Consider the following 20,740-nt stretch of genomic DNA (forward strand, 5'->3'; position numbering starts at 1 on the left):
GCCTCCCGTCAATGGCCGGCCATCACGGCGCCGGGCACCGCATCCTGCGGCACTGCGTCGTCGGGCCCGAGCTCGTGCTCGGCCTTCAGCTCGCCCTCCCACTTCGCGACCACGGCGGTCGCCAGCGAGTTGCCGATCACGTTGGTGGCGCTGCGGCCCATGTCGAGGAAGGTGTCGATGCCCATGATCATCAGCAGGCCCGCCTCGGGGATGTTGAACTGCGCCAGCGTCGAGGCGATCACCACCAACGACGCGCGCGGCACGCCGGCGACGCCCTTCGAGGTGATCATCAGCGTCGCCAGCATCGCGAGCTGCGTGCCGACCGACATCTCGATGTGGTAGGTCTGCGCGATGAAGATGCTCGCGAAGGTGCAGTACATCATCGTGCCGTCGAGGTTGAAGGAATAGCCGAGCGGCAGCACGAAGGCCGAGATGCGCGAGGAGGCGCCGAACCTGTTCAGCCCCTCCAGCGTCTTCGGATAGGCCGCCTCCGACGAGGCGGTCGAGAACGCGATCATCAGCGGTTCGCGGATCAGCCGCAAGAGATGGCTGTAGCGTGGCCCGATCACGATGAACCCGACGACGACCAGGATGCCCCACAGGATCAGGAGCGAGAGATAGAAGCCGCCCATGAAGACGATGAGCTTCCAGAGCACGCCGAGGCCGTTCTTCGAGACGGTCGCCATGATCGCGGCCCACACCGCGAGCGGCGCGAACAGCATCACATAGCCGGTGACCTTGAGCATGATGTGCGCGAGGTCGTCGATCAGGCTCATGATCGGCTTGGCCCGTTCAGGCATCGCACCGAGCGCAACCGCGAAGAACACCGCGAACACGACGATCTGCAGAATCTCGTTCTGCGCCATCGCGTCCGCGATCGAGGTCGGGATCAGATGGGTGAGGAATTTTTCGATCGAGAACGCCGACACCGGCAGTCCGGTCGACTGCGCCTTGTCGGGCAGCGTGCCGGGGAAGTTGGCGCCGGGCTGCAGCAGGTTGACCATCACAAGGCCGAGCAGCAGCGAGACGAAGGAGGCGGAGACGAACCAGCCCATGGTCTTGGCAAAGATGCGGCCGAGCTTGGCGCCGCTCCCCATATGGGCGATGCCGCCGACGAGGGTCGCGAAAACCAGCGGCGCAATGATCATCTTGATCAGACGCAGGAACAGCATCGCGATCAGGTTGACGTCTGCTGCGATCTCGGCACGGCTGTCAGGAAAGTAGTTGAAGACAATCGTCCCCATCGCGATGCCAAGGACCATCGCAATCAGGATATACTGCGTAAACCTGCTGGACATTCTCTTACCCCCGTATGTTCCCGGCGGAGGGCAAGTGTGGCAGATTTACGCAGCTACGCAACACGCTTCGCGTCCAGCGCGACTTTGCCGAAACGTTCCCGTTGTGGAATGCCAGTGCGCGGACTAGCGTTCATGCAGCGCACAATCTGTGCAAGGCGCTGCGCGCGTCGCAGTCAATTGCATGCGAAACGACCAACGCGAGGGGAGACACCACCAATGAACGACACCGTCAATCGCCAGATCCTGCTTGTCGAAAAGCCTACCGGCAAGCTTGGCCCCGAGCATTTTCGCCTGACCACGGGGACGATCCCCACGCCGAAGGACGGCGAGGCGCTGGTGCGGACGCGCTACATCTCGCTCGATGCCGCCAACCGTGCCTGGATGCACGGCGCCACTTACCGCGCTGCGGTGGAAGCCAACACCGTGATGGCCGGCGGCAGCATCGCCGAGGTGATCTCGTCGAAGGATCCCGGCCTGAAGCCCGGCGACATCGTGTTCGGCGACACCGGCTGGCAGGATTATGCCGCCGTGCCCGCCAGGCACCTGGCGAAGATGCCGAAGCTCGAGCCGATGACGCATCTGCTCAGCGTCTACGGCGTTGCCGGCCTGACCGCCTATTTCGGCCTGCTCCATGTCGGCAAGCCCAGGGAAGGCGAGACCGTGGTGGTGTCGGCGGCCGCCGGTTCGGTCGGCTCGATCGTCGGCCAGATCGCCAGGATCAAGGGCTGCCGCGTCGTCGGCATCGCCGGCGGCAAGGACAAGTGCCATTGGCTGACCAGCGAGCTCGGCTTCGACGCTGCGGTCGACTACAAGGACGGCGCGACCTACAAGGCGCTGCGCGCGGCGGCGCCCAAGGGCATCGACGTCTATTTCGACAATGTCGGCGGCGACATTCTGGAAGCCTGCCTGGCGCAGATGAACAATCGCGGCCGCATCGCCTGCTGCGGCGCGATCTCGCAATATGACGGCGTCCCCTCCGCGCACGGCCCGCGCGGCGTGCCCGGCCTGATCGTGGTGAAGCGGCTTATCATGCAGGGCTTCATCGTGATGGACTACATGGACCAGCGCGATGCCGCGCTCGCCGACCTGCAGTCCTGGGTCGCCTCGGGCAAGCTCAAGGTGCAGGAGGACGTCATCGCCGGCATCGAGAACACGCCGCAGGCGCTGATCGGCCTGCTCGCCGGCGAAAATCGCGGCAAGCGCATGGTGAAGGTGTAGCGGTCTTTCTTACCTCTCTCGCTTGCGGGGAGAGGTCGGATCGCATCGCAAGATGCGATCCGGGCGAGGGGGTACAGGTCTCGCAACTCGCACCGCCTGGCCGAGAGAGCCCCTCACCTCACCCCACCCGAGCTTCGCTCGTCTCGACCCCGCAAGAGCGGAGCGAGGGAGTCAATGCGCCGTGCCCGACGCCTGCGGTGCGGCTTGCGGCGTCGTCTTGCCCTTCTTCGCCTTGCGCCAGTTCTCGAAACTCTGCACCACGACGAAGAACGCCGGCACGAACAGCACGGCGAGGCAGGTCGAGGCGATCATGCCGGAAAACACGGTGATGCCGATCGACTTGCGGGCGTTGGCGCCGGCGCCGGTCGCGATCACCAGCGGCAGCACGCCGAGGATGAAGGCAAACGACGTCATCAGGATCGGCCGGAATCTCGCGCGTGCCGCGTCGATCGCCGCATCGAGCACCGACCGTCCGTCGCGCAGATGACGTTCCAGTGCGACCTCGACGATCAGGATCGCGTTCTTGGCCGACAGCGCGATCAACAGGATGGTGCCGATCTGGGTGTAGAGGTTGTTCTCGATATTCAGGCTCAGCAGCACCAGCGTCGGGCCGAGCAGCGACAGCGGCACGGCGAGGATCACCGAGATCGGCGCGTACCAGCTCTCATATTGCCCGGCGAGCACGAGATAGACCAGGAGCAGCGCCAGCGCGAACACGTAGTAGATCTGGCTGCCGACCTCCTTCTCCTGGTACGACATCGCCGTCCACTCGAAGCCCGAGCCGGGCGGCAGCGTCTTTGCCGCGATCTCTTCCATCAACGCCATCGACTGGCCGGACGAGTAACCCTGCGCCGGCAGCCCGATGATGGAGGCGGACGGATAGAGGTTGTAGAGGCTGATCAGCGACGGTCCGATCGAGGGCGTGATCTTGGCGACCGTTCCGAGCGGGATCATGTCGCCGTTGCTGTTGCGCACCATCATGTTCTCGATGTCGCGCAGGCTCAGGCGGTACTGTGCCTCGGCCTGGGTATAGACCTGGAAGGTGCGGCCGAACTTGGTGAACTGGTTGACGTAGCTGGCGCCGAGATAGGACGACAGCGCCGCGAAGATCTGGTCGGGAGTGACGTGCAGGGTCTGCGTCTTGATGCGATCGACGTCGACGTCGAACTGCGGCACCATCGAGCGGAACGACGACTGGACCCGCTGCAGCGCGCTCTGGGTCTGCGCATTGGCCACGATCGCCCCCGTGACCGCCTGCAGCTTGCCGTAGTCGGCATTGCCGTCGCGCAGCTCGACCTGCATGGCAAAGCCGGCGGCGTTGCCGATGCCCTGGATCGGCGGCGGCGGGATCACCAGGATGCGTGCCTCCGGGATCACCGCGAGCTTGTCGTTGAGCCCGTAGACCAGCGAGCGCAGGTCCTCGCCCGGCCCGCGCGAGCTCCAATCCTTCAGGATCAGATAGGCGACGCCGGCATTGGCGAGGCTCGAGGAATTGTCCAGCGCCGAGATGCCGGCGATGCTGATCACCTGGTCGACACCGGGAGTCTTGCCGGCGATCGTGGTGACCTCGTCGAGCACGTGCTGGGTGCGATCGAGGGCCGCGCCGTCGGGCAATTGCACCGCGGCGAGCAGATAGCCCTGGTCCTCGATCGGAATGAATCCGGTCGGCACCCGCGACAGGCCGTAGCCGGCAAGCCCGATGATGACAAGTGCAATGGCGACCGAGGTCTTGGCATGCCCGGCGATGCCGCTGACCAGCCGTGTGTAGCCGCGCTCCAGCCGGTCATAGACCGCGTTGAAGCCGCGATAGAAGAAGTTGCGCTGCTCGGGCGGCGCGGGGGGACGCAGCCATAGCGCGCACTGTGTCGGCTTCAGCGTCGCGGCGTTGACGGCGCTGAGCAGCGCGGTGGCGGCGATCACCAGCGCGAATTGCGCGTACATCCGCCCGGTCAGCCCGGGCAGGAACGCCGCCGGCAAAAACACCGAGATCAAGACCAGCGTGATGCCGACGATCGGCGCGAACAACTCGTCCATCGCCTTGATCGCGGCGTCGTGGCCCGACATGCCGCGCTCGATATTGTGCGCCGCGCCCTCGACCACGACGATGGCGTCGTCGACCACGATGCCGATCGCCAGCACGATCGCAAACAGCGTCGAGAGGTTGATGGTGAAGCCGAGCGCGGCCATGGCCGCGAACGCGCCGATGATCGTGACCGGCACGGTGGTTGCCGGCACCAGCATCGCCCGCCAGTCCTGCAGGAAGACCAGGATCACGACCAGCACCAGCAGGCCGGCCTCGAACAGGGTCTTGTAGACCTCCTCGATCGAGGCGTTGACGAATTTGGTGGTGTCGAACGGCGTGTCGTATTTGATGTCCTGCGGGAACTGCTTGGCGAGCTCTGCCATCTTCCTCTCGACGGCCTTCTCGACCTGCAAGGCATTGGCACCCGGCGACTGGAACACGCCGATGCCGGTCGCGGGCTTCTGGTTCAGCGAGAAGATCTGGCTGTAGGTCTGCGCGCCGAGCTCGACCCAGCCGACGTCGCGGACCCGGGTGACGTCGCCGACATTGCCTGTCTTGACGATGATGTCCTCGAACTGGCTCTTGTCGTCGAGCCGGCCGTTGACGTTCAGCGTGTACTGGAACGCCTGGCCTGCCGGCGTCGGCGGCGCGCCGACCTGGCCGGCGGTGACCTGCTGGCTCTGCTGCTGGATCGCCTGGATGACGTCCTGCGGCACCAGCGCGCGTACCTGCAGCTTGTTCGGATCGAGCCAGACCCGCATCGAATATTGCCCGGCGCCGAACACCGTGACGTTGCCGACACCCGGCAGGCGCGACAGCTCGTCCCGGATGTTGATGGTGGCGTAATTCGACAGGAACAGGCTGTCATAGGTCTTGTTCGGCGAGGTCAGCGTCACGAACAGCAGAATCGAGGTCGACTTCTTCTGGACCGTGACGCCCTGGTTCTGCACCGAGGTCGGCAGCTGCGACAGCGCGCTGGAGACACGGTTCTGCACCAGCACCTGCGCGAAATTGAGATCGGTGCCGATCTTGAAGGTCACCGTCAGCGTATAGGTGCCGTCGGCGCCGCTGTAGGACTGCATGTACAGCATGTCCTCGACGCCGTTGACCTGTTGCTCGATCGGCAGCGCCACGGTGTCGATCACCGTCTTGGCCGAGGCGCCGGGATAGCGCGTCGTCACCTGCACCGTCGGCGGCACCACGTCGGGATATTGCGCGACCGCTAGATTGTACAGCGCCACGCCGCCGATCAGGATCATCAGGATCGCGATGACGTTGGAAAGAACCGGGCGCTCGATGAAGAATTTCGAGATCATGGCGCGTGCGTCCTATTTGGCCGCCGCCGGCGCCGCGTCGGCCTTCTGCACCTGCGGATCGACCTTCTGCCCGGGGATCGCGCGCAGCAATCCGGCGGTCACGATGCGGTCATCCGGCTTCAGGCCGCTCTCGATGACGCGCAGCCCCTCATCGAGCGGACCGGTCGTCACCTTGCGCTGCTCGACCAGATTCTCGGCATTGACGACCAGCACGTAGCGGCCGGCCTGGTCGCTGCCGATCGCGACGTCGGGCACCAGCAGCGCCTTGTCCTGCCTGTCGAACGGCACGCGAACGCGGACATAGAAGCCGGGCAGCAAGGTCCGGACCGGATTTGCGAACACGCCGCGGACCGCGAGCGTGCCGGTCGACTGGTTGAGGGTCGGCGAGATGTAATCAAGCTTGCCCTTGTGCGGATAGCCGGTCTCGGTCTGCAGGCCGACCTCGACCGGCAACTGCCTGAGTTCGTTGACCGTCAGACCACGACGGCGCGCTTCATCCCGCACGCGCTGCACGTCCTGTTCGTTGACGTTGAAGTTCACATAGATCGGATCGAGCTGCACGATGGTGGCAAGCTGGGTCGGCGACGCCACGCCGACCAGCTCGCCGACCGAAACCAGGTGATTGCTGACGATGCCGTCGAACGGCGCGACGACGTTGGTGTAGCCGTAGTTGACCGCCGCGATCCTGGTGTTGACCTGCGCCTGCTGCAGGCTGGCCTGGGCGTTGTCCCGGGTGGAGGTCGAGGTATCAAGTGTCGCCTGCGAGACCGCCTGCCGCTGCACCAGATCGGTCTGCCGCTTGAAGTCGAGCTCGGCCTGCTTCAGCGTCGCCTGCGCACCGACCTCTGCGGCCTGCGCCTGTTCCAACTTCAGCTTGTAGGTCTCCGGCTCGATCGTGAACAGCGTGGTCCCCGCCTTCACGAAGGAGCCGTCCTGATAGTTGATCGCCTGCAGGAAGCCCTGCACGCGCGCGACCAGATCGACGGTCTGGATCGGCGCGGTGTTTCCGGTGGCGTCCAGATAACGTGTGATGGCGCGCTGCACCGGCGGCGCAACCTCGACCTTGGGCGGCGGCGGCGCAACAAAACTGTTTTGCTCGCAGGCACTTAAACTGACGAAGGCCGATACGACGAACGCGACGCGCGCAAGCGGTGCATTTCGCAGCCGCACAAAATTGCTCCGACCGAAATGCGCCGACGCGCGCGCATGCCTCATTTCCGAGCCTCGATTCAAATGACTAAATTTAAAGATCTCGTGACGGGCAAAAAATCCGCCTGCTTCATCCATAGCAACAATCCGCTTGCAGCGGAACTCGAAAGCGAAAATGATGCCGCTCGCCGAGGTTGTTACAACAAGACTTTTTCAGAACTCAGTTCAGTTGAGCCGGAGGCATCCGGCGCGACCAGAGGATTTATTCAGATGATCAATGCGTTGACACGAGCAACGAAGCTGTCCGCATGGCTTGCGCTTGCAGCATTCATGAGCACCGCACCGGCCTTGTCGCAGGCGCCGACCCAGGCACAGCGCGACGCCATCAAGTCGCAATGCCGCAACGACTACATCGCCCATTGCTCCAGCGTACCGCCGGGCGGCGAAGCCTCGCTGCAATGTCTGCAGAAGAACATGGCAAGCCTCGGACCGGGCTGCGCCAGCGCGGTGAAGGCCGTCGAAGCGCCGGCCGCCGCTCCGAAGGCAGACTCCGCGCCCGCGGCGGCCAAGACCGAAGCTGCTCCGGCGACGGCCAAGCCCGCCGCCGAGGCCGCCGCACCGAAGGCGGCCGGAGCGCCGTCCAGCGCGCAGGTTTCGGCGATCCGCAGCGCGTGCCGCTCCGATTATCCCAAAGTCTGCGCGGGCGTGCCGACCGGCGGCGCGTCGGCGCTGCAATGCCTGGAAAAGAACAAGGGCAAGCTTTCGCCGGCCTGCGAGAAGGCCGTGGCCGCCGCCGGTGGCGGTGCCGCCGCGCCGGCCGCGGGCGCGGCAGGGACGGCAGCACCGGCGGCCGCGCCGGCCGTAATCGCGTTGCGGCCGCTGCGGCCGCGCGAAGAACTGTTGGTGCTGCGCTCGGCCTGCGGCGCCGACGTCCGCTCGATCTGTGGCGGCGTCCAGCCGGGCGGCGGGCGGATCGTGCAGTGCCTCGCGACCAATGCCGGCTCGCTGTCGCCGGCGTGCCGCGACGTGCTGGCGCCGTTCGCGGCGCGATAATCCTGTTGTCACGCTAGAGACCGGAGAAGGGAGCGAACAATGCTGCGTATCGTCCTGACCGCCGCGCTGCTTTGCGGCGCAACCGCCGTCTACGCCCAGGAGCTGACCACCGCGCAACGCGACGCCTGCATGGGCGACTACGAGAAGTTCTGCAAGAGCGTGACGCCCGGCGGCGGCCGCATCATCGCCTGTCTCGCCAAGCAGAGCGACAAGCTGGCGCCCGCCTGCAAGAAGGTGCTGGCGGAAGCGGAAAAGAAATAGCCGCGCCGGCGGTGAGACGACATGTGCCCGGCGATTTGCCGGGCACGGAGCCGTAGCACCTTGTTGTCACCAACACGCCAACCATGCCTCACCCGGGAGAGGGAATTTCATGCGTTCAATATTGCTGATCGCCGCGGCTCTGCTGTCCTTTGCCGCGACGATGACCTTCGAGTCTTCCGACGCCAACGCGGCCGTCTGTGCGCGCGGCGTCTATCGCGCCGGCTGCGCCGGTCCCAACGGTGCGGTCGTCGCCCGCAAACCCGTCGCCGCCGGCTGCCGCTGGGTATGGGTCGGCGGGGTCAAGGTCCGCCGCTGCTACTGAAACTTTCAGCCCCACGCGGCTAGTCGCCGCGCGCATTTTCCCTCTGGCGTTCCCGCCGGAGGGCGATTAGTCTGGACCCAAATTGTAAGTACACTGTCAATCTGGGAGGCAGACGTTGCGGATCGCCGTGATCGGCGGAGGGCCCGGCGGGCTCTATTTCGCCTATCTCTGGAAGAAGCGTCATCCCGACGCCGAGATCGACCTGTTCGAGCAGAACGCGGCCGGCGCCCACCTGGGGCTTCGGCGTGGTGTTCTCCGAACAGGCGCTGGACTTCCTGCGCGCCGACGACCCCGAGACGGTCGACGCCATCGCCCCGCTTATGGAGAGCTGGAAGAATATCACCCTCAATCTGCGCGGTGAGAGCGTCGAGATCGACGGCGTCGGGTTCTCCTCGATCGGCCGGCTGGCGCTGCTGACGATCCTGCAAGAGCGCGTCCGCAGCACAGGCGTCACGCCGCGCTTCGACACCGTGATGCAATCGGTCGACCAGATCGGGGATTACGACCTTATCGTTGCCGCCGACGGGCTGAACTCGATGGTCCGCCGCGGCTTCGAGGCCGCCTTCGGCGCGTCGGTCTCGCATTCCTCAAACAAGTTCGCCTGGTACGGCACCACGAAAACCTTCGCGACGCTGTCGCAGACCTTCGTGGCAACCGACCGCGGCAGCTTCAACGCCCATCACTACCGCTATGCGAAGGACATGAGCACCTTCCTGGTCGAATGCGACGCGGCGACCTGGGCGGCCTACGGCTTCGCCGACAAGAGCATCGAAGAGTCGCAGGCGATTTGCGAAGACATATTCGCCGCGGCGCTGGACGGCCACCGGCTGATCTCGAACAAATCGGTGTGGCGCAATTTCCCGTGGATCTGGAACGAGCGCTGGTCGCACGGCAACATGGTGCTGATCGGCGATGCGCTGCATTCGGCGCATTTCTCGATCGGCTCGGGCACGCGGCTTGCGATCGAGGATGCGATCGCGCTGACCAAGGCGCTGGAGACCGAGAGCGGCATCGGCGCCGCGCTCGCGCGCTACGAAAGCGAGCGCAAGCCGATCGTGAAGAAGCTCGTCACCGCGGCGCGGACCAGCGCCGACTGGTACGAGCATTTCCCGGCGCACATGACGCTCGACCTGATGGATTTCGCCTACAGCTACATCACCCGCTCCGGCCGGATCGACGACGCGCGGCTGCGCGCGATGTCGCCCGCCTTCATGGCCCGCTACGCAGCCGCAAAGGGACAATCATGACCGGGATCGCCGACCAGGTTCCGCTGGACAATCCCGGTGCGCGCGAGATCGGCTTTACGATCCCCGAGCGCTACAATGCGAGCCGCATCCTGTTCGACAATCTCGGTAACGGGAATGCCGAACGCCTGGCGCTGACCGGCCCGGCCGGCACGCGGACCTATCGCGAGCTCTGCACTGAGGCCGCACGCTGGGGCCACGCCTTCCGGTCGCTCGGACTGCAGCGCGGCGACCGCGTGCTGCTGTTCCTCGACGACACCCCGGCCTATCCGGCGGCATTCTTCGGCGCGGTACGTGCCGGCTTCGTGCCGCTCTTGATCAACACGCTGACGACGCCCGAGCTGCTGCAATTCTACCTGTCCGACGCCGGCGCGCAGGTCGCGGTCACCGACGCCGAATTCTGTGCGCGCTTCAACGCGGAAGCCTGCAGGGACACGCCGCTGCGCACGCTGGTGGTGGTCAATGGCGCCGCCGGTGATCACGCGGCTGCCGAAACGCGCGAGGCCGGCGACTGGCTGCAAGGATTTCCGACCGAGCTCGACGCGGCCGACACGCACCGCAACGAGATGGCGTTCTGGATGTATTCGTCGGGGTCGACCGGCCGTCCCAAGGGCATCGTGCATCTGCAGCACGACATGGCCTATAGCGAGCGCGCCTTTGCCCGCAACGTGCTGAAGCTTTCGCCCGGTGACATCAGCTTCTCGGTGCCGAAGATCTTCTTCGCCTATGGTTTCGGCAATTCGATCACGTTTCCCTTCTCGGTCGGCGCCGCGACGCTGCTGCTGCCGGGCCAGCCGAAACCGGCCGCGATCTTCGCGGCGATCGGGCAATATCGGCCGACCGTGTTCTTCGGCCTGCCGACGCTCTACATCTCGCTGACCAAGGCCGAAGGCGCTGACACCGCCGATTTCTCTTCGCTGCGGATGGCGGTCTCGGCCGCGGAGGTGCTGTCGGCCGACGTCTTCAATGGCTGGAAGCGGCTCACCGGGCTCGAGATCATCGAAGGCCTTGGCTCGACCGAAGTGCTGCACGTCTATCTCAGCAACCGCGCGGAGCGAAAGAAGCTCGGCGCCGCCGGCCTGCGCGTGCCCGGCTACGAGGTCAAGCTGCGCGACAGCGATGGCCGCGAGGTCGCCGACAATGAGGAAGGCATCCTGTGGGTGCGCGGCGACTCCGCGACGCCGCTGTACTGGAACCGGCCGGACAAGACCGCCGAGACCGTGCGCGAGGACGGCTGGATCTACACCGGCGACCGTTTCATGCGCGACAGCGACGGCTTCCACTTTTTCCGCGGCCGCGCCGACGATCTGATCAAGATCTCCGGCCAGTGGGTCTATCCGCTGGAGGTCGAGCTCTGCCTCGCCGATCACCCCGACGTCCGCGAATGTGCCGTCTACGCCGCCGAATTGCCGGACCGGCGCATGACGCTGCGCGCCGTGGTTGTCATGAACAAGGCCGGCTTCGACACGGCCGAAGCGACGCGGCGGCTGCAGGACTACGTCAAGACAAAGCTGTTGCCGTACAAATATCCGCGCGAAGTCAAATTCATCGACGAGTTGCCGAAGACCGGCACCGGCAAGATCGACCGGCAGGCAGTGATGCGGATGTGAGGGCGCGTACCCTTGTGCGACAACGTCACCTCACATTCAATGTCGTCCCGGCGAGGGCCGGGACCATAACCACAAATATTTGCGGCGCGACGGCTGGAGCCCCAGCCGCCATGACAACAGCCTTCGGTGGTTATGGGTCCCGGATCGCGCTTCGCTTGTCCGGGACGACGAGTAAGTAGCTAGCCACCCAGCCCCGTCCCGCCATACAGCAAGGCGTTTCAATGTCGTCCCGGCGAAAGCCGGGACCCATAACCACAAATATTTGCGGCGCGAAGGCTGGGGCCCCAGCCTGCCATAACAACCGCGTTCGGTGGTTATGGGTCCCGGATCGCGCTTCGCTTGTCCGGGACGACGTCGGAGAATACAGCGACCGCGTCTCTTGCGTCGACCGCCGGGCAGTTACGCCTTTAGCCCTGTCCCGCCATACAGCCACGCGATATCGTCGCACCATTCGTTCTGCGACTTCGCGCTCATGATCGCGTTGCGGATGCGGGCGTGTTCGCCTGAAGGATGGTAGACGTGTTCGCCTATCGCGCGTGACATCAGCTGCACGCGCGCGGTGCGCGGGAAGCGTTGCGCGCTGTAGGCTTCGAGCGCCGCTGTCTGGTCATCGTGACTGGCCAGCATGTGCGACAGGCAGACCGCGTCCTCCATCGCCTGGCAGGCGCCCTGCGCAAAATATTGCAGCATCGGATGCGCGGCGTCGCCGAGCAGCACCACGCGGCCGTCGATCCACCGCTCGTTCGGATCGCGATCGCACAGCACCCAGAGCTTCCAGTTGGTGCCGTGGCGGATGATGTTCTGCGCCCGCTCATGGACGTGGGTAAAACCCTTCATCACCTCTTGCTCGGAGACCGGCTTGCCGGCAACCGGCTCCGGCGCATTGTTGTGATAGGTGACAACGAGGTTGAACACTTTCCAGCCCGACAGCGGATAATGCACAATGTGGCATTTCGGACCGGCCCACAGCGTCGCCGCGTTCCAGCGCAGGTCCTCCGGCATCTGCTCGGTCGGGATCACCGAGCGATAGGTGGTGTGGCCGGAGACGCGCGGCGGACCGTCCGCCGTGACCTGCTTGCGGATGTTCGACCACAAGCCATCGGCGCCGATCAGGAGGCGGCCGCCGATGCGCTCCCCACTCGCGAGCGTAGCGGTCACCGACGAACCATCCTGCTCGTAGCCCGTCACCTCGCTGGACACGCGTAGCTCGATCAGCTCGTGGTTCTGGCAGGCGCGCAGGAACACGCCGTGCAGATCGCCGCGATGCACCACGGCATAGGGATTGCCGAACCGCGCGCGAAAGGCGTCGCCGAGATCGATATGGGTGATCTCGTCGGCGGTCAGCGCATCCATCAGCCGGAGCTGATCGATATAGAGCGGCCATGTTGCGCGCGGCCTCGCCGACGCCGAAATAGTCGAAGGCGTGGAACGCGTTCGGGCCGAGCTGGATGCCGGCGCCGATCTCGCCGAGCGCGGCAGCCTTCTCCAGCAGGATGGAGCGGATGCCCTTCTGCGCGAGGCCCAGCGCCACGGCAAGGCCGCCGATGCCGCCACCCGCGATCAGGACAGGTCTCGTCTCCGCCATCAGCCCGACCTCCCGAGATGTTCGAGCGCATCCTCGGCGCGCAGCGGCACCCGCGACGCCTCGTTGTTGAGGTCGACGAGCTGGGTCAACAGCGCCAGCAACGTCTTGCGGTCGGCTGGCTTCAGCGGCTGCAGCATCCGCGCCTGTGCCTTGTCGACCGAGGGCATGATGTCGCTCAGCACCGCCGCGCCAGCCTTGGTAAGATAGAGCAGCTTGACGCGCTTGTCCTCGGGCGCCGGCTTGCGCACGATGAACTCCTTGGCCTGCAGCCGCTCGATCACGTTGCCGAGCGTGGAGCGGTCGAACGCGATCACCGCCGAGAGCCTTGTGGCGTCGATGCCGGGATGGGTCGAGATCGTGACCAGCGCGGCATATTGCACCGGCGTCAGGTCGAACGCCTTGCACTCCTCGATGAACAGCGCGACCGCGATCTGCTGCATCCGCCGGAACAGGTAGCCGGGCGCGGTGTAGACCGCGTCCATCGTGACGGGCGTTGGCTTGTTATTCGGCATCGGGCTGCTTGTCCGGGGCGGCGTCGGCAAACGCCTTGACCTGTTTGGCCGCGGTCTCGGCCTTGAGCAGGCGCGGATAGGCCGAGACGTCGACGCCGAAACGCCGCGCATTGGCGAGCTGCGGCACCAGACAGAGATCGGCAAGCGTCGGCTGGTCGCCAAAGCAGAATGGGCCGGACTCCGCCGCGATCAACGTCTCGCAGGCCGACAGTCCCTCGCGATTGGCCCAGGCTGCCCATTCCGTCACCTGCTCTTCGGGCAGGCCGAGCTGACGCAGCCGCGCGCCAGCACCTTCAGATTCTGCACCGGATGCGTGTCACAGGCGATCGCCTGCGCGAACGCCCGCACCTTTGCGCGCCGCAGCGGATCGTTCGGCAGCAGCGGCGGATTGGGATTGGTCTCGTCGAGCCATTCGATGATCGCGAGCGACTGGGTGAGGATCGCGCCGGCGTCGCTCTCCAGCGTCGGTACCAGCCCCTGCGGATTGATCGCGAGATAGGCCGGCGCACATTGCTCGCCCTTGCGCAGATGATGCGGCAGATGCTCTGAGGTGAGCCTCTTCAGATTGAGGGCGATCCGGACCCGGTAGGACGCGCTGCTCCGGAAATAGCCATGCAGCTTCATCGGAACCTCCCTTGCATTTCCCTATTGGCTTGGTTGATTGACGCTAGCCATATTGTCAGTATACTGTCAATTAAATTGCACCGACAAGAATGATGGGAGGCTTGCCATGGAAGCCGTGCAGAAGACCCCTGAGCGCGAGGCGTTCTACAGGAAGATCGACGGCCAGAACCTCTCGGCGCTGTGGAACGTGATGAACGATCTGATCACGCCGGAGCCGAAAAGCGCCTGCCGTCCGCACTTATGGAAGTTCGACCAGATCCGCGAGTACATGAACGAGGCCGGCAAGCTGATCACGGCCAAGGAAGCCGAGCGCCGCGTGCTGGTGCTGGAAAATCCCGGCCTGCGCGGCCAGTCCAAGATCACGACCTCGCTGTTCGCCGGCGTGCAGATGGTGGTGCCGGGCGACATCGCCCCCGCCCATCGCCATGCCCAATCGGCGCTGCGCTTCGTGCTCGAGGGCAAGGGCGCGTTCACCGCCGTCGACGGCGAGCGCACCGCGATGTCGCCGGGCGACTTCGTCATCACGCCGTCGATGACCTGGCACGATCATTCCAACGAAACCAATGAGCCGATGTTCTGGCTCGACGGACTCGACATCCCGATGGTGCAGTTCTTCGACTGTTCGTTTGCCGAAGGCGCAAAGGAGGACCAGCAGTCGATCTCCAAACCGGCCGGCGCGAGCTTCGCGCGCTACGGCCACAATCTGCTGCCGATCGACCAGAAGCGGACCTCGAAGACCTCGCCGATCTTCAACTATCCCTATGAATACACCCGCGAGGCGCTCGAGAAGGCCAAGGTCGGCGACGAGTGGGACGCCTGCCACGGGCTGAAGCTGAAATTCTCCAACCCCGAGACCGGCGATTTCGCGATGCCGACCATCGGCACCTTCATTCAGCTGCTGCCGAAGGGTTTCAAGACCGCGCGCTATCGCGCGACCGATGCGACCGTGTTCGCCGCGATCGAGGGCAAGGGCCGCACAAGGATCGGCGACCAGACCTTCGAATGGGGACCGCGCGATTTGTTCGTGGTGCCGAGCTGGCACTGGGTCACCCACGAGGCCGATGCCGACTCCGTGCTGTTCTCGTTCTCCGACCGCCCGGTGCAGCAGAAGCTCGACCTGTTCCGCGAGGACAGGGGCAACGCGTAACCCCGTCGTCCCGGGCAAGCGAAGCGCGACCCGTTTCGCCGGGACAGGGGGAGCGCGTAAGTTTCGTCGTCCCGGCGAAGGCCGGGACCCATAACCACCGCGCTCGGTTGGTTAAAGACGCTGCGGCCCCAGCCTGTTCTAACAATCACGCCCTGTGGTTATGGGTCCCGGCCTGCGCCGGGACGACAGTGGTGTTGCGGGCCGGCAGGTTGCCTTCACCGCCAGTGCAGCAACCGCGTCTCGAGCAAATTGATCAGCTTCCCCACCGCAAGCCCGAACAGCGACAGGATCACGACGCCGGCGAGCAGCTGATCGGTCTGCATCAGATTGCCGGCCTGCAGCACGAAGGCGCCGATGCCGTATTGCGCGCCGATCATCTCGGCGCTGACGACGAGCAGCAGTGCGACCGACGCGGTGATGCGGAAGCCGGCGAGGATCGAGGGCAGCGCGCCCGGCCAGATCACGCGGCGCACGATGGCGTGGAACGGCACGTTGAAGCTCTGCGCCATCCGGATCAGGTTGCGCGGTACCGCATCGACGCCGCTATAGACCGAGATCGCGGTCGAGAAGAACACGCCAAGCGCAATGGTCGCGATCTTCGGCTCCTCGCCGATCCCGAGCCACAGAATGAGCAACGGCAGCAGCGCGATCTTCGGAATCGGAAACAGCGCCGAGATGAATGTGATGCCGACGCCGCGCGCCATGGTCGACAGCCCGATCGCGAAGCCGACGACGACGCCGGCGGCCGTGCCGATGAGCCAGCCGGTGCCGATCCGCATGATGGACCACGACAAGTGCTGCCACAGCGCGCCCGACATCGCGAGCTTGTAGATCGCGACAGCGATCGCAGACGGCGCCGGCAGGAACAGCGGGTTCACCCACCCTGCGCTGCCGGCGAGCTGCCAGACCGCGATCACAAGCGCGAGCGCGATCCAGCCGGCATGGCGGCTGCCGCCGGGGATAAAGCCGGCGCCGCGAAACGCGACCGGGCGCGTCGCCTCCGCCGATTGGTCTTTCGCTTCCCGCGGCGCGCGGTCAAGCATGCTGGACCTCGCGCTCGGCATCGATCGCTTCTTTCCGGATCAACGACCACAGCTCGCTTTGCAGCGCAGCCATCGGCCCGCGCGCGTCCATCGTGCCGCGCTCGGCGCGCGTCATCGGGATGGTCACGATTTCCCGGATCCGGCCCGGGCGGCGCGACAGCACCACGACGCGATCGGCGAGCCGCACCGCTTCCTCGAGATTATGCGTGACATAGACCGCGCCCATCGCGCCGTCGGCGAGCAGACGCACGAAATCCTCCATCAGGAGCTCGCGGGTCTGCGAATCCAGCGCCGACAGCGGCTCGTCCATCAGCAGGATCGCGGGGCGAACCGCGAGCGCCCGCGCAATGCCGACGCGCTGGCGCATGCCGCCGGACAGCTGCTTGGGATAGGCCGCGCGAAAATCCGAGAGCCCGGTGCGGCGCAGCGCATCGTCGATCACGGCGCGGCGCTCGCCGGCACTCAAGCCCGTATGCAGCAGCGGAAACGCGACGTTCTCCTCGACCGTGTTCCACGGCAGCAGCGCAAAGTCCTGGAACACGAAGGTCAGCGGATTGAGGCTATCAGCCGGCGCTGCGCCGCGCAGCTCGGCCGCGCCTGCAGCCGGCCGCAGCAGGCCGCCAAGGATCGACAGCAGCGTGCTCTTGCCGCAGCCGGACGGACCGACGATCGCGACAATCTCGCCGGCGCGCACCGTGAAGGAGACATCGTCGAGCACGTCGAGCGCGCCGAAGCGATGGCTGATATGGTCGGCGATCAGGTCCATGGTGCGTCACTCGCAATGGAGCTCGTCATTGCGAGGAGCGAAGCGACGAAGCAATCCATCCATCCGCATATGCGGCGCGATGGATTGCTTCGCTTCGTTCGCAATGACGGTTCGTTGCGGCTCGACATCAATCCGCTTTCACATAGTCCTTGGCAATGATCGCATTGGCATCGAAACCCTTGTCGACGAAGCCCTGCCCCTGCAGCCATTTGATCTGGTTGTCGAGGTTCTTCAGGTCGAGCTTGCCGTCAGGATCGATATAGGCGCAATTGCCGACCACCTGCGCGACCGGCAGGTTGGTGTATTTGGCGATGATCTCGAGCAGCGGCCTGGTCTTGTCGTTGATCGGCGCCACACCGTCCTTGATCGCAGTCAGGATCACGTCGTGATATTCGTGGTCGGCACGGGTGAGCGCGGTGAGCAGCCTGGTCACCAGCGGTGCGTTGGTCAGCGCCTTCGGCGACGCGAAGATGGCCCCTAACTGCCACGGCGTCTCGTCGCCGACCCAGCCGAGCAATTTCGCGCCGTTGGAATCCATCAGCGTCCGCGCGGTCGAGACCGGCAGCAGCGCGGCGTCGACGGTTTCGCCCTTCAGCGCCGCGGCCGCGTTCGACAGCGACTGCAGCGGCACCACCTTCACCTCGGACAGCTTGAAGCCGTATTTGTCGGCCAGCAGGCCGAGCGAATAATGGAAGCTGGAGCCGACCTGGGTCACCGCGACGCGCTTGCCCGCCAGATCCTTCGGCGTCTTGAGGCCGGCGGCATAGGCGTTGTTGCTGGCGAAATAGCCGATCAGGGGATAGCCGGCCTTCTCGCGGCTCATGCCGCCGATCACCTTCAGCGTGCCCTTGCCGGCGAGATTATAGAGCCCCGCGGTGACGGCGGTGATGCCGAAATCGACATCGCCCGACGCGGTCGCGACCGCGATCGGCTGCGCCGCGTCGAAGAATTTGAGCTCGACGTCGAGACCGGCGTCGCGGAAATAGCCCTTGTCCTGCGCGATGAACACCGGCGCCGAGGACGACAGTCGCAGCACGCCGATCTTCGCCTTCAGAAGATCGTCGGCCCGCGCGAGACCGCTCGCGGCCCACACCAGGAGACCCGCGAGTGCGAGCCGCGCCCAACCCTTCATTGCCGTCCTCCACTTACAATGCTGCAGGCACGGCCTGATCGCGGCCGATGAACGCGCCCTGTGTGCCGAGCTGTTGTTGCAACTTTTCGACGGAAATGTCGCGCGGAATCGTATTGCCCGACAGCGCGAGCGCGGCTGCGGTTCCCGCCGCCTCGCCCATCACAAAGCAGGCGCCGGAGACGCGCGCCGCCGATTGCCCCTCATGGGTCATCGAGGCGCAGCGGCCGGCGACCAGGAGATTGTCGACGCCCTCCGGCACCAGCATGCGGTACGGCAGCTCGTTATAGCCGCGGCTCTCCGGGATCGGCGGAAACTCGAAGATCACATCGCCCGGCACATGGGATTCCTTCGGCCAGCCATTGACGCCGATCGAATCCTCGAACGAGGCGCAGCCCAGCACGTCCTCGCCTGACAGCATGTAGCCGCCGATCACACGCCGCGTCTCGCGGATGCCGAGCTGCGGCGGCAGATCGACGATGTAGGAATTCTCGAAGCCCGGCACCGTGCGCAGGAACTTGAACGCCTCGACCGCCTGGCGGCGGCCCTCGATCTCGCCGCGCGTCATGTCATCAGGATCAATACCGGAAATGGCGCCGCCATCGCTCCGCGTCACCTGGGTGAAATTCACCCGCCATTCGATCTGCGATTTCTGCGGCCGCACGATCGCCGACTTGCGCGGGAATGTGTGGGTGCCGGCGGCCTCGGCCTCAGCCATCAGCGCCGGGATGGTGCGCCACGCATCGCCGGCCTTCGCCGGATCGATGCCGTTGAGGCGGAACATCATCGAGGGGTAGAGCATGCCGCCGGCATTATCGCCGACCTCATGGGGCGCGCCGGCCCACACCGCGAGATCGCCGTCACCGGAGCAATCGATGAAGATGCTGGCGCGCACCGCTTGCCGGCCGGCCTTGGTTTCCACCATCAGCGCACGGATATGCGCGCCATCCATGACGACGCCGGCGCCGAGGGCGTGGAACAGAATGTCGACCTTGTGATGTGCGAGCAGATCGTCGGCTGCGATCTTGTAGGCCGCGGTGTCGTAGGCCTGCGCAAGGATCTTGCCGAGGATCAGATGCGGCGCGTTCAGCCCGCCGAGCCGGTCGATCCGCGCCAAGAGGTCGGAGGCGATACCCTGCACCACGCGGTGCATCTCGCCGAAGATGTTGGCGTGCAATCCGCAGAAGTTGGTCACACCGGCTGCGGTGCCCATGCCGCCGAGAAATCCGTAACGCTCGATCAGGAGCGTCCGCCGTCCGGCACGTGCCGCGCCGACCGCTGCCGCGATACCGGCCGGCCCGCCGCCAAGCACCACCACGTCATATTCGCCATAGACCGGGACCTGCCGCGCAGGCTCTTCGATCGTGCTCGCTCGCATCATTTCCGCCCTGAACAAAGTTGATTGGGCCAACTATGAATTGATGCATATTGCAGTACAATCCATCAAATTATGTAATCAGCTTTCGCGAATCGAGAAAGGCTCGAGCAAGGCAGATGGATACGCTGGTCAATCTCGAAGCCTTCCTCGCCACCGCCGATGCCGGCGGCTTCTCTGCCGCTGCGCGCAAGCTCAATGTCGCGACTTCCGTCGTCGCCAAGCGCGTCACGCAGCTCGAGGAGCGGATCGGCACCCCCCTGTTCCACCGCTCGACCCGCCAGTTGCGGCTGACCGAGGCCGGGCAGCAATATGTGCATCGCGCCCGTGGGGTGGTTGCCGATGTCGGCGATCTCTTGTCGCGGATGGGCGAGAAGCAGCGCGACCTCTCCGATCATCTGCGCGTCAAGGCGCCGACCTCGCTGACGGTGGCGCGGCTCGCCGACGCCTTCACGATTTTCCAGAAGCAGAACGGAAGCGTGAAGCTCGAGATCGTGATGATCGATCGTCCGGTCGATCCGGTGACCGAAGGTTTCGACCTCGCGATCGGCGCCTTCCCGCATTCCTTCGGCGGCGTGGTCGACGAGCCCTTGTGCCGGCTGCCGCGCCTCGTGTGCGCCTCGCCGGCCTATCTGAAGACGCACGGCATACCGAAGCATCCGCGCGACCTGGTCGACCATCGCTGCCTCAGCTTTCTGCCGACCGGACCGGAATGGCCGTTCGAGGGACCGCGCGGCCGCATCAATATCCAGGTCCGCCCCATCTTGAGCTCAAACGAAGGCCGCGTGCTGACGCAAAGCGCGATCGCCGGCAACGGCGTTGCGCTGCTCTCGCATTATCTGGTCGCGGACGCGCTGCGCGACGGCGCGTTGCAACCGGTACTAACCGACTTTCCGATTCCGGAATTGTGGGTCAAGGCCGCCGTTCCCGAGCGCCGCATCGATGCCGCCGCGGTGCAGGCGCTGCTGAAGACATTGAAAAAATCGCTGTCGCAGCCGCTGTGATGCGACGCCGGCCTTGCCGTTGGCATGCCGACCTGAGACAAGGACGCGAAAGGATCGCCCG

General features: G+C 65.3%; 16 protein-coding genes and 3 pseudogenes. 8 read left to right on the forward strand and 11 right to left on the reverse strand.

Annotated elements, in window-relative coordinates:
* Nucleotides 1-8: 8 nt before the first annotated feature.
* Complete coding sequence (locus ACVWY5_RS36535; protein WP_028336266.1) at nucleotides 9-1,298, reverse strand: dicarboxylate/amino acid:cation symporter; 1,290 nt, start codon at nucleotides 1,296-1,298, stop codon at nucleotides 9-11.
* Nucleotides 1,299-1,514: 216 nt separating this feature from the next.
* Here ACVWY5_RS36535 and ACVWY5_RS36540 point away from each other — a divergent pair, with 216 nt between their 5' ends.
* Nucleotides 1,515-2,516, forward strand: a complete 1,002-nt coding sequence (locus tag ACVWY5_RS36540; RefSeq protein WP_028336265.1) for an NADP-dependent oxidoreductase — start codon at nucleotides 1,515-1,517, stop codon at nucleotides 2,514-2,516.
* Between the two features lie 171 nt (nucleotides 2,517-2,687).
* Here ACVWY5_RS36540 and ACVWY5_RS36545 read toward each other — a convergent pair whose 3' ends face one another.
* Both ACVWY5_RS36545 and ACVWY5_RS36550 read right to left on the reverse strand, forming a co-directional pair.
* Nucleotides 2,688-5,855, reverse strand: coding sequence for a multidrug efflux RND transporter permease subunit (locus tag ACVWY5_RS36545; protein WP_028336264.1), 3,168 nt, complete (start codon nucleotides 5,853-5,855; stop codon nucleotides 2,688-2,690).
* A gap of 12 nt (nucleotides 5,856-5,867) precedes the next feature.
* The gene (locus ACVWY5_RS36550) at nucleotides 5,868-7,025 is read right to left on the reverse strand and encodes an efflux RND transporter periplasmic adaptor subunit (RefSeq protein WP_028336263.1); all 1,158 of its coding nucleotides are present in this window, start codon (nucleotides 7,023-7,025) and stop codon (nucleotides 5,868-5,870) included.
* 249 nt (nucleotides 7,026-7,274) lie between these two features.
* Here ACVWY5_RS36550 and ACVWY5_RS36555 point away from each other — a divergent pair, with 249 nt between their 5' ends.
* The 5 genes and pseudogenes from ACVWY5_RS36555 (at nucleotide 7,275) to ACVWY5_RS36575 (ending at nucleotide 11,494) form a co-directional block, all read left to right on the forward strand.
* A complete protein-coding gene (locus ACVWY5_RS36555; RefSeq protein ID WP_028336262.1) occupies nucleotides 7,275-8,057 on the forward strand; it encodes a cysteine rich repeat-containing protein in 783 nt (260 codons plus the stop codon).
* A gap of 39 nt (nucleotides 8,058-8,096) precedes the next feature.
* Nucleotides 8,097-8,318 (forward strand): cysteine rich repeat-containing protein, encoded by a 222-nt coding sequence (locus ACVWY5_RS36560; protein ID WP_028336261.1) that lies wholly within the window; start codon nucleotides 8,097-8,099, stop codon nucleotides 8,316-8,318.
* Between the two features lie 109 nt (nucleotides 8,319-8,427).
* Entirely contained in the window at nucleotides 8,428-8,640 is a 213-nt protein-coding gene (locus tag ACVWY5_RS36565; protein WP_028336260.1) for a hypothetical protein, read from the forward strand.
* A 115-nt stretch (nucleotides 8,641-8,755) separates the two neighbouring features.
* Nucleotides 8,756-9,887, forward strand: a pseudogene (locus ACVWY5_RS36570) (FAD-dependent monooxygenase).
* Complete coding sequence (locus ACVWY5_RS36575; protein ID WP_028336258.1) at nucleotides 9,884-11,494, forward strand: benzoate-CoA ligase family protein; 1,611 nt, start codon at nucleotides 9,884-9,886, stop codon at nucleotides 11,492-11,494. Before ACVWY5_RS36570 ends, ACVWY5_RS36575 begins: the two are co-directional and overlap by 4 nt.
* Nucleotides 11,495-11,893: 399 nt before the next feature.
* Here ACVWY5_RS36575 and ACVWY5_RS36580 read toward each other — a convergent pair whose 3' ends face one another.
* The 4 genes and pseudogenes from ACVWY5_RS36580 to maiA form a co-directional block, all read right to left on the reverse strand.
* Complete coding sequence (locus tag ACVWY5_RS36580; protein ID WP_456671751.1) at nucleotides 11,894-12,847, reverse strand: FAD-dependent monooxygenase; 954 nt, start codon at nucleotides 12,845-12,847, stop codon at nucleotides 11,894-11,896.
* Between the two features lie 76 nt (nucleotides 12,848-12,923).
* Nucleotides 12,924-13,079 (reverse strand): annotated as a pseudogene (locus ACVWY5_RS36585) (3-hydroxybenzoate 6-monooxygenase); the annotation flags it as partial.
* The gene (locus tag ACVWY5_RS36590; RefSeq protein WP_026191972.1) at nucleotides 13,079-13,591 is read right to left on the reverse strand and encodes a MarR family winged helix-turn-helix transcriptional regulator; all 513 of its coding nucleotides are present in this window, start codon (nucleotides 13,589-13,591) and stop codon (nucleotides 13,079-13,081) included. The pseudogene ACVWY5_RS36585 and the gene ACVWY5_RS36590, both read right to left, overlap by 1 nt.
* Nucleotides 13,581-14,215: pseudogene (gene maiA, locus ACVWY5_RS36595) on the reverse strand (maleylacetoacetate isomerase). Before maiA ends, ACVWY5_RS36590 begins: the two are co-directional and overlap by 11 nt.
* Before the next feature lie 106 nt (nucleotides 14,216-14,321).
* Here maiA and gtdA point away from each other — a divergent pair.
* Nucleotides 14,322-15,362, forward strand: coding sequence for a gentisate 1,2-dioxygenase (gtdA, locus tag ACVWY5_RS36600; RefSeq protein WP_028336255.1), 1,041 nt, complete (start codon nucleotides 14,322-14,324; stop codon nucleotides 15,360-15,362).
* Nucleotides 15,363-15,577: 215 nt separating this feature from the next.
* Here gtdA and ACVWY5_RS36605 read toward each other — a convergent pair whose 3' ends face one another.
* From ACVWY5_RS36605 to ACVWY5_RS36620, 4 genes are all read right to left on the reverse strand, one after another.
* On the reverse strand, nucleotides 15,578-16,405 hold the full coding sequence (locus ACVWY5_RS36605) for an ABC transporter permease (protein WP_028336254.1): 828 nt from the start codon (nucleotides 16,403-16,405) through the stop codon (nucleotides 15,578-15,580).
* Nucleotides 16,398-17,171, reverse strand: a complete 774-nt coding sequence (locus tag ACVWY5_RS36610) for an ABC transporter ATP-binding protein (protein WP_028336253.1) — start codon at nucleotides 17,169-17,171, stop codon at nucleotides 16,398-16,400. Before ACVWY5_RS36610 ends, ACVWY5_RS36605 begins: the two co-directional genes overlap by 8 nt.
* Before the next feature lie 127 nt (nucleotides 17,172-17,298).
* Nucleotides 17,299-18,303: an ABC transporter substrate-binding protein gene (locus ACVWY5_RS36615; protein ID WP_028336252.1), complete on the reverse strand. Its 1,005-nt coding sequence runs from the start codon at nucleotides 18,301-18,303 to the stop codon at nucleotides 17,299-17,301.
* 13 nt (nucleotides 18,304-18,316) lie between these two features.
* Nucleotides 18,317-19,678: an FAD-dependent oxidoreductase gene (locus ACVWY5_RS36620; protein ID WP_028336251.1), complete on the reverse strand. Its 1,362-nt coding sequence runs from the start codon at nucleotides 19,676-19,678 to the stop codon at nucleotides 18,317-18,319.
* 116 nt (nucleotides 19,679-19,794) lie between these two features.
* Between ACVWY5_RS36620 and ACVWY5_RS36625 the strand changes: the two genes are divergently transcribed.
* On the forward strand, nucleotides 19,795-20,679 hold the full coding sequence (locus ACVWY5_RS36625) for a LysR family transcriptional regulator (RefSeq protein WP_028336250.1): 885 nt from the start codon (nucleotides 19,795-19,797) through the stop codon (nucleotides 20,677-20,679).
* The last annotated feature ends 61 nt before the right edge of the window (nucleotides 20,680-20,740 follow it).

Source organism: Bradyrhizobium sp. USDA 3256 (assembly GCF_054058275.1).

What these genes read in the sequence shown, in the direction of transcription:
- ACVWY5_RS36535 (WP_028336266.1), bottom strand. Translation starts at nt 1,298, where the DNA reads ATGTCCAGCAGGTTTACGCAGTATATCCTGATTGCGATGGTCCTTGGC.
- ACVWY5_RS36540 (WP_028336265.1), top strand. Translation starts at nt 1,515, where the DNA reads ATGAACGACACCGTCAATCGCCAGATCCTGCTTGTCGAAAAGCCTACC.
- ACVWY5_RS36545 (WP_028336264.1), bottom strand. Translation starts at nt 5,855, where the DNA reads ATGATCTCGAAATTCTTCATCGAGCGCCCGGTTCTTTCCAACGTCATC.
- ACVWY5_RS36555 (WP_028336262.1), top strand. Translation starts at nt 7,275, where the DNA reads ATGATCAATGCGTTGACACGAGCAACGAAGCTGTCCGCATGGCTTGCG.
- ACVWY5_RS36560 (WP_028336261.1), top strand. Translation starts at nt 8,097, where the DNA reads ATGCTGCGTATCGTCCTGACCGCCGCGCTGCTTTGCGGCGCAACCGCC.
- ACVWY5_RS36565 (WP_028336260.1), top strand. Translation starts at nt 8,428, where the DNA reads ATGCGTTCAATATTGCTGATCGCCGCGGCTCTGCTGTCCTTTGCCGCG.
- ACVWY5_RS36575 (WP_028336258.1), top strand. Translation starts at nt 9,884, where the DNA reads ATGACCGGGATCGCCGACCAGGTTCCGCTGGACAATCCCGGTGCGCGC.
- ACVWY5_RS36580 (WP_456671751.1), bottom strand. Translation starts at nt 12,847, where the DNA reads ATGGATGCGCTGACCGCCGACGAGATCACCCATATCGATCTCGGCGAC.
- ACVWY5_RS36590 (WP_026191972.1), bottom strand. Translation starts at nt 13,591, where the DNA reads ATGCCGAATAACAAGCCAACGCCCGTCACGATGGACGCGGTCTACACC.
- gtdA (WP_028336255.1), top strand. Translation starts at nt 14,322, where the DNA reads ATGGAAGCCGTGCAGAAGACCCCTGAGCGCGAGGCGTTCTACAGGAAG.
- ACVWY5_RS36605 (WP_028336254.1), bottom strand. Translation starts at nt 16,405, where the DNA reads ATGCTTGACCGCGCGCCGCGGGAAGCGAAAGACCAATCGGCGGAGGCG.
- ACVWY5_RS36610 (WP_028336253.1), bottom strand. Translation starts at nt 17,171, where the DNA reads ATGGACCTGATCGCCGACCATATCAGCCATCGCTTCGGCGCGCTCGAC.
- ACVWY5_RS36615 (WP_028336252.1), bottom strand. Translation starts at nt 18,303, where the DNA reads ATGAAGGGTTGGGCGCGGCTCGCACTCGCGGGTCTCCTGGTGTGGGCC.
- ACVWY5_RS36620 (WP_028336251.1), bottom strand. Translation starts at nt 19,678, where the DNA reads ATGCGAGCGAGCACGATCGAAGAGCCTGCGCGGCAGGTCCCGGTCTAT.
- ACVWY5_RS36625 (WP_028336250.1), top strand. Translation starts at nt 19,795, where the DNA reads ATGGATACGCTGGTCAATCTCGAAGCCTTCCTCGCCACCGCCGATGCC.